Consider the following 11,633-nt stretch of genomic DNA (forward strand, 5'->3'; position numbering starts at 1 on the left):
TGCGGCAATCCCGATAGCCGCAAGTCGAGCGCCAGCGCTCTTTCCCACGGCCCTTTAGCGAGTTGTTTTACGTGGCTGCAAGCCGGCCGGCCCAAATCCACCACGACGAAGACTGTTGAGTAGCCCTACTCCCGGATGGCGTCAATGGATGGTTTCGTCTAGCAAGACCAGGAACCGCAATAAGCTGGCAGAAAAAAGCGAGAGCCATGCCCTCCCCGAACATCCCGCATCCCCCAGGCCTTCTGCACACTTTTGGCATCCTGCCCTCCCAGGCGATTGCTGGCCTGGTCGAGACGGGAGCCGTCCGCATCGAACAACCTCTGGCTTCGGATCAGATTCAGCCCGCCAGTCTCGATCTGCGCCTCGGCGCCAAGGCCTACCGCATGCGGGCGAGCTTCCTGCCGGGGCCGCGCAACACCGTGGCCGAGCGCATCAGGGACCTCGCCTTGCATGAGATCGACCTGACCAGGGGTGCCGTGCTGGAGACGGGCTGCGTCTACATCGTGCCCCTGCTCGAAAGCCTGCAAATGCCGGATGGCGTTCTCGCTTCCACCAATCCCAAGAGCTCGACCGGTCGCCTCGACGTCTTCACCCGTGTCATCACCGACCATGCCCGCGCCTTCGACCAGGTCGAGGCGGGTTATGACGGGCCGCTCTATGCTGAAATCGGACCGCGCACCTTCCCGGTGCTGGTGCGGACGGGATCGCGCCTGAGCCAGATCCGCTTCCGCCGTGGCGAAGCCCGCATCGACGATGCCTCCTTGCGCGAATTGCAGCGCCGCATGGGCCTGGTTTCGTCGCCCGACCCGGACATCGCCGGCGGTGTCGCCGTCTCCGTCGATCTCACCGGCTTCGGCGACGGTATCGTCGGCTACCGCGCCAAGCGCCACACCGCCGTTGTTGATGTCGACAAGCGGGCGGCCTGCGATCTGCTCGATTTCTGGGAGCCCATCCCTCATCGCGGCAAGAACGACATGATCCTCGACCCGGACGAGTTCTACATCCTGGCGTCCAAGGAAGCCGTGCATGTGCCACCGGAATTCGCGGCCGAAATGGTGCCGTTCGACCCGCTCGTGGGCGAGTTCCGCGTGCATTATGCCGGCTTCTTCGATCCCGGCTTCGGCTATTCGCCCGATGGCATGGAGGCGGCCCGGGCCGTGCTGGAAGTGCGCTCGCGCGAGGTGCCCTTCATCGTCGAGGACGGCCAGATCGTCGGGCGCCTGATCTATGAGCGCATGCTCGAACGCCCTCAGATCCTATACGGCTCCGGCCTCAATTCGAACTATCAGGGCCAGGCGCTGAAACTATCCAAGCATTTCAAATGAAGCTTTTCCTCTAGCTGGGGTCTCGCACCTTGAAGCAATTTGTCATCGCCGTTGCTGCTGGCGTTTCGGTTCTGACATTTCATGCCCCGCAAGCGCGGGCCATGGACTGCTTCGGTGGTTTCAGCTGCGAGGAAATCGGGGCGGCCGCATTCTCCTTCAAGGTGGTGCGTGACTGCCCTGCCCAATTTCAGATCCGCCCCAGTAAGAGGGACAAATTCGAGCGGGCGATGGTGGCGCTGCGCAATCGCCCCCTTGCCAATGTCACTGGTAATGAGGAATTCACCTCGACCCTACGACAATATGGTGCAGGTGTCTGCGAAGGAGCTGCACGAAAATTCAAGAATGGCTCGGTCGAATTCATCGAGCTGAAACCTCAGGCCAGACGCAAGTGAACCCAGGCGGGATGTTCTCGCCGGAGGTGTCGTAACGAGAAAGAGCGACCCGGCGGGCCGCCCTTTTGTTCGTTTGCGGATATGGTTGCGTCAGGCCGGCTTCGCCCGTCGCTCGAAGGAGACGACGAATTTGACGATCAGAAGGAAGGTGGTGGCCTCCACGGCGGCGACGATCCAAAGGCCCGTCGACATGGCGCCGGCATCCCTGAGATAGCCCATCAGATAGGGCGCGCCGAAGCCTGCGAGATTGGCAACCGAGTTGATCAGGGCGATGCCGACGGCGGCCGCCGAGCCGACCAGGAAATGGTTCGGCATCTGCCAGAACACCGGGATCGCCGACATGGTGCCGACCACCGCCAGGGCGAGCGCCCCTAGGGCAAGCGGCGCGCTGCCGGGTACGGCGAAACCGAGGATGGTGAGGCCGATCGCTCCGGCCAGAGCGGCCAGGCCGCAGTGATAGCGCACTTCATTGGCACGGTCGGAATGGATGCCGTTGGAGATCATGCCGACGGCTCCGCAGGCATAGATCGCCGCCATGATCCAGCCCACCGTGGCCGGACTGGTGAAGCCGACCTCCCGTACGATGGTGGGACCGAAGAAGGTCAGCGCGGAATTGGCCATGATGATGCAGAAGAAGATGGCGATGAACTTCCACACGATCGGGTTTTTCAATGATTGCAGCACATTGTGCTCGCGATGGCCGAGCGCCTTGCGGTCGCGCTCGAGATCGCTGAGCAGCAGCCCGCGTTCATCCGCTGTCAGCCAATGGGCATGGTCGGGCTTGTCGGTCAGATAATAGAGGGTGGCAAGGCCCGCCAGGACCGAGGGGATGCCTTCCAGCAGGAACACCCACTGCCAGCCCGCCCAACCATTCGCGCCACCGAGCTGGGTCATGATGGTGCCCGCCATCGGCCCGCCCACGACGCCCGCCAATGCCGAGGCCGACATGAACAGGCCAAAGGCCTTGGCGCGGCGCAGGGATGGGAACCAGTAGGTGAGGTAGAGAATGACGCCGGGATAGAAGCCGGCCTCGAACACGCCGAGCAGGAATCGTAGCGTGTAGAACTGCCAGGGCGTGGTGACGAACATCATCAGGATGCAGATGATGCCCCAGCCGATGGTGATGCGGGCGAGGGTTCTCTTGGCGCCGATCCGTTCGAGCAGCATGTTGCTCGGAACTTCGAAGAAGAAGTAGCCCAGGAAGAACACGCCGGCGCCCAGGCCGTAGACCGTTTCGCTGAACTGCAGGTCCTGGAGCATGGTCAGCTTGGCAAAACCGACATTGACCCGGTCGATCCATGCCAGCACCCATAGGAACATCAGGAAAGGCAGCAGGCGCCAGGTCACTTTCTTGTAGAGCGCTTCCAGTTGCGGAGCAGCCGTATCCGTGAGTGCTCCTCCCGGCTCGGTCATCGCATTTGCGGTCATGGTTTTCTCCCTTATGTCTTTTTCATTGACCGGCCTCGCAACGGAGAGATGCAACCCGCCGTCTGCGTCATTGCGCAAGCCGCCTTCATGCCGGTAGCGGTGCGCTTGTCGGGTTCGTCCAGGGACGGAACCGCTTGTCACCCGGCACCTGCGGTGCAGGGTGAAGTCTGATCGTCAGGCCGCAGGCGCCACGGCCTGCCTGGCCTCGTGATGGAGCAAGGCATCCAGCCGGTAGCGGCTGATGAACGCGATCTGGCGCAGGGCCTCGCGGCGCTCCTCGTCGCTGCGGCGCAGGAGCCGGTGGCGGAATTCCGCGAAGATGCCGAGCTTGGTGTAGTGACGCACACATATGATGAACGGGAAGCCATGACGTGCGCGATATTTACCGTTCAGTTCATCCATGGCCGCGACTTCAGAGGCAGAAAGCCGATCAAGCCCGGCCGTTCCCTGCTCTTCCACCGACTCGGCCGTCATCGTCCCCTGCTTGGCCTCGCGACCGGCAAGATCGGGATGGGCGTTCAGGAAGGCCGCAAGGCTCGCCTCATCCTGGCCGCGGACGACGGCCATCATCGCAGCATGCAGGCTATCCACGCTGTCGAACGGCCTGCGCTGCCAAACGGCTTCCGCCACCCAGCGGGAATTCTCGAAGACCGGCCCCAGCCGGGCGATAAATGCCTCGCGGCTGGCCGTATTCAAGCTCGTCAGATCGATCAAGGCACCGCTCCACGGGATTTGTCGTTGTTCTCCGGCGGGATCGCTGAATTCCCGTGAGCAAAAGGATGCGCCTTGACACATATTAGGTCAATTTGATGAGATGAATGATCAATATTAGGAAAATCGAATAATAAGGGGTCAGCATCGATGAGGCGGACCTCTGACGCCCACCCTGAACAGGGGAGAGGATGAATGAAGAAAGATGCACTGGTGGATCTCAGTCTGCTTCGCGTCTTCTGCATCCTGATGAGCGAGCGCAGCGTCTCGCGCACGGCCGTGCGCCTGGAGATGTCGCAGCCCGCGGTCAGCCTCGCCCTGGGTCGGTTGCGGGAGCATTTCGGCGATCAACTGCTGATGCGCGGGCGCGGCGGGATGGTGCCGACGGACCGTGCCCTGACGATCCTGCCCCGCATCCAGGCCCTCTTGATGGATGCCGAAGCCCTGGCGGAGGACACTGCACCCTTCGACATATCGGCGAGCAATCACAGCTTCACGATCGCTTCCCCCGACTACCTGGCGCCCATCTTTCTGGGCGATGTCATCGCGGCCGCCCGGCGCGAGGCGCCGAATGTACGCCTCGTCATCCGGGCGCTGGGCCCCGATTTCGACTTCGAAAGTGCCCTGGCCAAGGGGGAGATCGATACCGTGATCGGCAACTGGCCATCGCCGCCCAATTATTTGCGCCGCTCGGTGCTGCTGGAAGACGAGGTCGTCTGTGTCATGGGCGCCCAGCATCGCCTGGCACATGGCCCGATCACCCAGGCCGACTATCTCTCCGCGGCCCATATCGTGCCGGTGTCCTACTCAGTCGCCCATCGCGGCCTGGTCGAAACCCATCTGAGCCGCCTGCGGCTTGTCCGCGAGCGGACGGTGGCGTTGTCCTATTTCGGCATGGCGCCCTATCTGCTGCTCGAATCCGATCTCATCTTCACGACCAGCCGCCATTTCGCACGGTATTTCACGGCTTTCCTCCCCCTGGCGATCCGCACCTCGCCGATCCGTTTCCCGGCGATGACCTTCTATCAATTGTGGCACGAGCGCTCGCATCATGCCCCGGCCCATCGCTGGCTGCGCGAACTCATGGCCCGCTCGCGCAGCAGCATCGATACCGCGCGCGCCGCCAGACCGGACTCCAAGGTCTAGAAGCTGTCTATCGGCCGCCGGATGTTTCGGTCGGCATCGAAGCATGCCGTGGCGGATTGGTGCATAATCACGCCAGAACGAGGATACCATGCCAGAAATCCCGGATTTTGCCGCCACTGCGTCGCTGATCGCCGATCCTGCTCGCGCGCTGATGCTGACCGCCCTGCTCGACGGCCGCGCTTTGCCGGCCGGTGAACTGGCCTATGCCGCACGGATTGCGCCTCAGACCGCAAGTTCGCACCTGGCCAAATTGCTGTCGGGTGGCCTCGTTGCCGTCGAGACGGAGGGGCGTCACCGCTATTATCGTCTGGCGGGCAGCCACGTCGCCGAAGCACTGGAGCACCTTTCCCTGCTCGGACCGGAGCAGCCGGTCCGGCGCAAGGCGATCAGCGGCAAGGCGCGCGAATTGCGCTACTGCCGGTGCTGCTACGACCATCTGGCGGGACAGGTCGGCGTCGCCGTGACTCAGGGCCTGGTCGAGCACGGCTACCTTGTCGCTGCCGCCGACAAGCAGTTTCACGTCACGGCCAATGGGGCCGCCTGGTTCAGGTCGATAGGCCTCGATGTCGACGCTCTGAAACCCACCCCACGTGGGCTCGCCCGTCAATGTCTCGACTGGACCGAACGAAGCCATCATCTCGCCGGCCCTCTCGGCGTCAACCTGCTGAGCGTGATGTGCAGCCTGGGATGGCTGCGCCGAGCCAAGGAGTCGCGGGCGGTTCAGGTCACGCCCAAGGGCTGGGTCGAACTCAGGCGGCAACTCGGCATCGATCCCGTTTCGAGCCTGGCGGCATAGGGCCTCCCTGCATGGGGCCGGATAATATCCGCTTTCGGGTCGTGTGGTCAGGCCACCTAGCCACTTGAATGTTGAGCTGTCGGTGATAGGCTCGAAGCGAGCAGAATGACCGGCGAGACAGAACCATGCCGTTTCAGGCCGTGGCGTCGCAGAGATTGTTTCAGCAGATTGCCGAGCAGGTCGTCGGGCTCATCCGCTCGGGCGAATTGCCGCCTGGCACGCGCCTGCCCGCGGAGCGGGATCTGGCCAGGAAACTGGGCGTCAGCCGGCCTGTCGTACGCGAGGCGATGATCGCCCTGGAGATCTCTGGCTTCGTTGAAGTGAAGACCGGCACGGGCAGCTATGTTTGCAGCAACTCGTCCCGCTCCGGGGAACTCGGTGACGCCGGCCCGAGCGCCTTCGACCTCCTCGCCGCTCGCCGTATCATAGAAGGCGAGATTGCAGCCACCGCCGCTGCAGCGGCTGGGGACGGAGATATCGAGCACCTCGATCAAGCCCTGGCCTGGTACCGGCAGGAATATCTCAAGGGCGAAGACTCCTTCGAGGCCGATCGCGCCTTCCATTTGGGCCTCGCGGAGGCAACCGGCAATCCGGTGCTCACCCGCACGATGGAGCTCCTGTGGGGGGACATGCGCGGGCGCATCTTCGACAGACTGGGCGAACTGACCAACAACTCCACCAAGCTGCGGACCAATATGGCCGACCACCAAGCCATCCGCGATGCCATCGCCGCAGGTGATGGCGACAAGGCGCGCCGGGCCATGCAGGCTCACATCGCCAATGTCGAAGCCTATTTTCTGATGGATGCCGCGGAAGACGGCCACACGATACGGACGGGGAACGCCACACGCGGCAAGACGCGCCGCTGATAATAAAACGGGAGGATGTCATGACTGCTCGGATAACCCGCCGCCAGGCGCTCGGCGCCGGCATTGGTTTCGCAACGCTCGGCCTTGCGAGCGCCAGGGCGCAGACCTCCGCCCTGCCGAAATCGCCTGTCACGCTCAATGTCGTCGATGTTGCCGGCAACCTCGCCCTCACCCAGAAGGCCATCCAGAACTACGCCAAGGCCAAGCCGGAACTGGTATCGAAGATCAGCTTCACCAAGGCACCGGCACCGGACCTCCCCGGCAAGCTCAAGGCCCAGCAGGATGCTGGCCGGGTCGACATCGATCTCGTTCTCACCGGCACGGACGCGCTATCCGCCGGCCTGGATCAGAAGATCTGGGTGCCGCTACTGCCCGATCTCGCCTCGGCGTTGCCCAAGCTCGACGACATCCTGCTCGCGCCGGCCGCCCGGATGCAGGGGCTGGCAAATGGCGCCGGCGTCATCGTTTCCTACTATCCCTCCGGGCCATTGATCGAATATGCACCCGAGCGCGTTGCCAAGCCGCCAACCACGGCCGAAGAACTGCTCGCCTATGCCAAGGCCAATCCGAACCGCTTCATTTACGCTCGGCCAGCCAATTCGGGCCCGGGACGCACTTTCCTGATGGGGCTTCCCTATATTCTCGGCGACAAGGATCCGAAGGACCCCGTCAATGGCTGGGAGAAAACCTGGGCCTATCTGAAGGAGTTGGGCGAGACCGTCGAATATTATCCCACCGGCACGGGCGCGACGATGAAGGAGTTCGGCGAGGGCTCGCGCGATATGACCGTCTCCACCACTGGCTGGGACATCAATCCGCGCGTGCTCGGCGTGGTGCCCAAGAGCGCCGCGATCTCGACGCTGAAAGGCTTTCACTGGGTCACCGACGCCCATTACGCCTGCATTCCCAAGGGGCTCGCCCCCGAGAAGGTCGCGGTGCTGCTCGACCTGATCAGCTTCATGCTGACGCCTGAGCAGCAGGCCTATACCTACGACCAGGGCTATTTCTATCCGGGACCGGCGGTCAAGAACGTCACCCTCGCCATGGCACCGGAGGATAGCCAGGCTGCCATCGGCGAATTCGGCCGTCCGGAATATGAGAAGCTGATCGCCGAAATTCCCACCGAACTGCCGCTGGAGCCCGCCAAGATGGTGGTGGCATTCAACATGTGGGACAAGCAGATCGGCGCCGCCAAGACCAAATGACGCCCACTTTTGGGTATCGTCGGGAGACCGTTCCCCACCGGGTGGCGGCCTCCCTTTCCGGCATTCGCGGTAAAGCGGCAGGTTCGATGTCACCACTCAACAGCTTCAGCCATCTGAGGCTCGACCAGGTCGGGCGCGACTTCGGCGCCATGAACGCCTTGAAGGATCTGTCCTTCACGGTTCAGCGGGGCGAGTTCATCGCCCTGCTCGGTCCCTCGGGTTGCGGCAAGTCGACAGCCCTCAACTGCATCGCCGGCCTGCTGTCCACCACGCGTGGCTCGATCTGGCTCGACGACCGGCGGATCGACACGCTCGGTCCGGAAGACCGCGGTTTCGGCATGGTGTTCCAGAACTACGCCCTGTTTCCTCATATGAGCGTTAGGGACAATGTCGGCTTCGGCCTGCGCATGCGCAGCGTGCCGCGGGATGAAGCCTCGGCGCGCATCGGCACCGCATTGGCGACGGTCAGGCTCACCGACCAGGCCGCCAAGTTGCCCGGCCAATTGTCAGGCGGGCAGCAGCAGCGGGTTGCCATCGCCCGCGCCATCGCGGTGGAACCGCCACTCGTGTTGATGGATGAGCCCCTATCCAATCTCGACGCCAAGCTCCGCCTTGAGATGCGCCAGGAGATCCGCCGCATCCATGCCGGGCTCGGCTCGATCACCCTCTATGTCACCCATGACCAGGACGAGGCGCTTTCCCTTGCCGACCGCATCATCGTCCTGCGCGATGGCGAGATCCGCCAGATCGGCACGCCCGAGGATCTCTATCAGCGCCCGGCGACCCTGGACGTCGCCGAATTCATGGGATTCCGCAACCGCCTGCCGGGCACGATCATCGCCTCGTCCGACGACGGCGTTACGCTGGAAATCGCCGGCGAGCGCATCGACGGCGTCCCCCGTGAAGCGCTGAACGGGCCAAGGGCGGTCGCCGCGATTCGCCCCGACGACCTGACGGCCGGTGAACGAGGTTTCCCCGCCATCGTCGACATCTGCGAATATCGCGGCCACGCCTTCTTCGGCGCAGCCCGGGGCCCTGCCGGCAACGAGCTCTTCTTCAGGGCGCGGCAGCGCATGCAGCCGGGCGACAAGGTGCATCTGAGCGCGGATCCGGCGCGCGTACTGGTCTTCAACGAGGTGGCGCGATGAACATGCCGCCTGCCGTCAGTTTGAAGACGCGCCTCGCCGCGCGCGGTATCGATGGCGTCACCCTGCTCGTTCTGCCGGCCGTGCTGTTCCTGCTGGCCCTGTTCATCTACCCGTTCTTCTACGGACTCTGGCTGTCGTTCCAGCCCAAGGATGGCTCGACCTTCGGCAATTACATCGCCTTCTTCAGCGACCCCGCACTCTACGGCACGATCGCCACCACCCTGTGGATCGCAGTACCGGCCACACTGTTCAACCTGCTCGCCGCCATACCGGTGGCTTTCCGCGTCCGCCTTCTCGACAATCAGCGCCTGCTCACCACCATCCTGGTACTGCCCATCACACTCGGCACGGTGCTGGTAGCCGAGGGCCTGCTCAACTATCTCGGGCCGCAAGGCTGGTTCAACCGGGCGCTCACCCTTGTGGGGGTCGGCCCGGTCAAGCTCGTCCACAACTACTGGGGGGTGTTCCTGTCGCTGGTGATCACCGGCTTCCCGTTCACCTTCCTCCTGACGCTCTCCTATGTCACCGGCATCGATCCGGCCCTGGAGAATGCGGCGGCAACGTTGGGCGCCAGGCCGGCCGCGCGTTTTCGCTACATCTTTCTGCCGCTGCTGCTGCCAGGTCTCGCCGTGACCTTCTGCCTGAGCTTCGTGCAGGCTTTCTCGGTCTATCCCTCGGCCGTGATGCTCGGCGCACCGGCAGGTCCCACCCGCGTCATCACCATTCCAGCCTACCAGGCCGCCACCGAGCTCTATGATTATTCGATGGCCTCGGCGATCGCCATGATCATGGGCGCGATCCTGCTGGTCGTCATCGCCATCGTGCTCGGCCTTCGCTCCCTCGCCTATCGCGGGCCGGCCGGCGGCGGCAAGGGTTAGGGAGGAGACGACCATGGTTCGCCGGATTTCCCGCCCGCTTTCAGAACGCCTGTGGTCCACGGCCGTATGGGCGCTGACCATCTTCTTTGTGATCAACCTCCTCGCCGTCATCGCGGCGGTTGTCGTCAGTTCCTTCTCGACGCGCTGGCTGGGAACCTGGCTGCCGCAGGGCTGGACTGCGCGCTGGTACGATTCGGCCTGGGAGGAGTTCCAACTCGGCGGCGTGCTCCTTGTGACGTTCCAGGTTGTGTTCGGCGTGGTGCTGCTCTCGGCCGCGATCGGCATTCCGGCGGCTTACGCCCTGGCGCGGCGGGATTTTCCGGGCAAGAAGCTGGTGACTTTGCTGTTCCTGCTGCCGCTGCTGGTACCGCCCGTTACCTATGGCATTCCGTTGACGACGGTTCTCTACAAGGCTGGGCTCGGCAGTACGCTGGCCGGCGTCATCATCGCCAATCTGGTGCCCGCTTTGCCCTTCGTCATCCTGGTGATGATTCCCTTCGTCGAGCAGATCGATCCGCGCCTGGAGGCGGCGGCACGGGTCTTCGGGGCACGCACCGGCTCGGTATTCCGGCACGTCCTGATCCCGCTGCTGCTGCCCGGAGCTCTTGCAGCCCTGCTGCTGGTGCTGGTGCGTACCATCGCCATGTTCGAGCTGACCTTCCTGATCGCGGGCTCGGACAGCCAGACGCTGGTCGTCTCGCTCTATGCCGCCGTGACGGCGTCCGGTGTCAGGGCACCGCAATCGGTGGATGCCATGGCCGTCATCTACATGCTGAGCACGCTGGTCTGGCTGGTCATCGCCCTTCGCTTCATCAACCCGACGCAGATGGTGACGCGGGTAAAACGCCAGCCTGCCCGCTGATCCAATCGCCCCCTCCGACGCAAGCCGCCTTGCGCTGACGCGGAAGTGGGATGAAGTTTGCGCTCAAGCTGGAATCAAGCACCAATCGGGTTGGTGGATGATGTTGCCAATGGGATGGGAAGCACTCGGCCAGTGGGGTGAAGATGCTGCTCGCATCGAACCGCTCGCTGGCGGAGTTGCCAACGACGTTTGGAGTGTGCGTGTCCACGGGCACCTCGCGGTTGGTCGTCTCGGTGCCAGGAGCGATGCCGATCTCGCCTGGGAGACCAACCTCCTCCAGCATCTCGACCGCGAAGGTCTGACCGTGCCAATGCCGATTCCGACGACGGACGGCAGGCTGTTCGCGGACGGTCTGGTGGTGATGACATATGTGGAGGGCGGGCCGCCCGAAACGGAGGCCGATTGGCGTCGCGTGGCCGAGACGCTTCGTCGGCTGCATCGCCTGACGCGGGGTTGGCCGCAGCGCCCGGGCTGGCGATCGTCGACCGATCTTCTCAACGCCGAAACCGGGACCAAGATCAATCTCAGCGCGATGCCGCCTGAGGGCGTTGCTCGATGCCGAGTTGCGTGGGCGCGGCTTATCGGACGTCAGACATGCATCGTCCACGGCAATCCCAGTAACCCTGGCAACATCCGCATGACCGCGGATCGGGTCGCATTGATCGACTGGGACGAGGCGCATGTCGATGTGCCCGACCTTGACCTAGCGCTGCCCCACAACGCCGCCGGCCTCGATGGCGGCGCTCATGACATCGCCGCGCAAGCGTCGGCCGCATGGGAGGCTGCCGTCTGCTGGGACGACGATTATGCAGTCAAGCGGCTTGCCGAAGTTCGAGCAGTCTGAGCAGCGGCAGCCAATCGCGAGCCCGCATC

12 protein-coding genes and 1 riboswitch are annotated in these 11,633 nt (G+C 63.7%); of the genes, 10 read left to right on the forward strand and 2 right to left on the reverse strand.

All coding sequences use genetic code 11. The annotated features are described in order from the left end of the window. Nucleotides 1-34: 34 nt before the first annotated feature. Nucleotides 35-114: riboswitch (SAM riboswitch) on the reverse strand. Nucleotides 115-206: 92 nt separating this feature from the next. Together ACZYTC_RS10775 and ACZYTC_RS10780 are read left to right on the forward strand one after the other, a co-directional pair. After that, nucleotides 207-1,325, forward strand: a complete 1,119-nt coding sequence (locus ACZYTC_RS10775; RefSeq protein WP_488989576.1) for a 2'-deoxycytidine 5'-triphosphate deaminase — start codon at nt 207-209, stop codon at nt 1,323-1,325. A 29-nt stretch (nt 1,326-1,354) separates the two neighbouring features. Further along, a complete protein-coding gene (locus tag ACZYTC_RS10780; protein ID WP_488989577.1) occupies nt 1,355-1,717 on the forward strand; it encodes a hypothetical protein in 363 nt (120 codons plus the stop codon). 90 nt (nt 1,718-1,807) lie between these two features. On the opposite strand, the gene ACZYTC_RS10785 is transcribed toward ACZYTC_RS10780, so the two are convergent. Continuing rightward, complete coding sequence (locus tag ACZYTC_RS10785) at nt 1,808-3,145, reverse strand: MFS transporter (RefSeq protein ID WP_488989578.1); 1,338 nt, start codon at nt 3,143-3,145, stop codon at nt 1,808-1,810. Nucleotides 3,146-3,319: 174 nt separating this feature from the next. Next, on the reverse strand, nt 3,320-3,859 hold the full coding sequence (gene uraD, locus ACZYTC_RS10790; protein WP_488989579.1) for a 2-oxo-4-hydroxy-4-carboxy-5-ureidoimidazoline decarboxylase: 540 nt from the start codon (nt 3,857-3,859) through the stop codon (nt 3,320-3,322). A 192-nt stretch (nt 3,860-4,051) separates the two neighbouring features. On the opposite strand from uraD, the gene ACZYTC_RS10795 reads away from it, so the two are divergent. The 8 genes from ACZYTC_RS10795 to ACZYTC_RS10830 all read left to right on the forward strand — a co-directional run bounded on the left by ACZYTC_RS10795 (nt 4,052) and on the right by ACZYTC_RS10830 (nt 11,604). Beyond that, nucleotides 4,052-5,002, forward strand: coding sequence for a LysR family transcriptional regulator (locus tag ACZYTC_RS10795; RefSeq protein WP_441772485.1), 951 nt, complete (start codon nt 4,052-4,054; stop codon nt 5,000-5,002). An 88-nt stretch (nt 5,003-5,090) separates the two neighbouring features. Further along, a complete protein-coding gene (locus ACZYTC_RS10800; RefSeq protein ID WP_488989580.1) occupies nt 5,091-5,798 on the forward strand; it encodes an ArsR/SmtB family transcription factor in 708 nt (235 codons plus the stop codon). 125 nt (nt 5,799-5,923) lie between these two features. Beyond that, nucleotides 5,924-6,667: a FadR/GntR family transcriptional regulator gene (locus ACZYTC_RS10805; RefSeq protein ID WP_488989581.1), complete on the forward strand. Its 744-nt coding sequence runs from the start codon at nt 5,924-5,926 to the stop codon at nt 6,665-6,667. Nucleotides 6,668-6,687: 20 nt separating this feature from the next. Then, nucleotides 6,688-7,872: an ABC transporter substrate-binding protein gene (locus ACZYTC_RS10810; RefSeq protein WP_434956076.1), complete on the forward strand. Its 1,185-nt coding sequence runs from the start codon at nt 6,688-6,690 to the stop codon at nt 7,870-7,872. Between the two features lie 86 nt (nt 7,873-7,958). Continuing rightward, nucleotides 7,959-9,020, forward strand: coding sequence for an ABC transporter ATP-binding protein (locus tag ACZYTC_RS10815; protein ID WP_488989582.1), 1,062 nt, complete (start codon nt 7,959-7,961; stop codon nt 9,018-9,020). After that, a complete protein-coding gene (locus ACZYTC_RS10820; protein ID WP_441772488.1) occupies nt 9,017-9,898 on the forward strand; it encodes an ABC transporter permease in 882 nt (293 codons plus the stop codon). The genes ACZYTC_RS10815 and ACZYTC_RS10820 overlap by 4 nt, the downstream gene beginning before the upstream one ends. A gap of 13 nt (nt 9,899-9,911) precedes the next feature. Beyond that, nucleotides 9,912-10,760: an ABC transporter permease gene (locus ACZYTC_RS10825; protein WP_488989583.1), complete on the forward strand. Its 849-nt coding sequence runs from the start codon at nt 9,912-9,914 to the stop codon at nt 10,758-10,760. A 109-nt stretch (nt 10,761-10,869) separates the two neighbouring features. After that, nucleotides 10,870-11,604 (forward strand): phosphotransferase enzyme family protein, encoded by a 735-nt coding sequence (locus ACZYTC_RS10830; protein ID WP_488989584.1) that lies wholly within the window; start codon nt 10,870-10,872, stop codon nt 11,602-11,604. The last annotated feature ends 29 nt before the right edge of the window (nt 11,605-11,633 follow it).

Source organism: Labrys sp. F242 (genome assembly GCF_057813875.1).

Excerpts from the sequence above, each read along its gene's own strand:
- ACZYTC_RS10785 (WP_488989578.1), bottom strand. The coding sequence starts at position 3,145 with ATGACCGCAAATGCGATGACCGAGCCGGGAGGAGCACTCACGGATACG.
- ACZYTC_RS10805 (WP_488989581.1), top strand. The coding sequence starts at position 5,924 with ATGCCGTTTCAGGCCGTGGCGTCGCAGAGATTGTTTCAGCAGATTGCC.
- ACZYTC_RS10830 (WP_488989584.1), top strand. The coding sequence starts at position 10,870 with ATGGGATGGGAAGCACTCGGCCAGTGGGGTGAAGATGCTGCTCGCATC.
- ACZYTC_RS10815 (WP_488989582.1), top strand. The coding sequence starts at position 7,959 with ATGTCACCACTCAACAGCTTCAGCCATCTGAGGCTCGACCAGGTCGGG.
- ACZYTC_RS10795 (WP_441772485.1), top strand. The coding sequence starts at position 4,052 with ATGAAGAAAGATGCACTGGTGGATCTCAGTCTGCTTCGCGTCTTCTGC.
- ACZYTC_RS10800 (WP_488989580.1), top strand. The coding sequence starts at position 5,091 with ATGCCAGAAATCCCGGATTTTGCCGCCACTGCGTCGCTGATCGCCGAT.
- ACZYTC_RS10775 (WP_488989576.1), top strand. The coding sequence starts at position 207 with ATGCCCTCCCCGAACATCCCGCATCCCCCAGGCCTTCTGCACACTTTT.
- ACZYTC_RS10820 (WP_441772488.1), top strand. The coding sequence starts at position 9,017 with ATGAACATGCCGCCTGCCGTCAGTTTGAAGACGCGCCTCGCCGCGCGC.
- ACZYTC_RS10825 (WP_488989583.1), top strand. The coding sequence starts at position 9,912 with ATGGTTCGCCGGATTTCCCGCCCGCTTTCAGAACGCCTGTGGTCCACG.
- ACZYTC_RS10810 (WP_434956076.1), top strand. The coding sequence starts at position 6,688 with ATGACTGCTCGGATAACCCGCCGCCAGGCGCTCGGCGCCGGCATTGGT.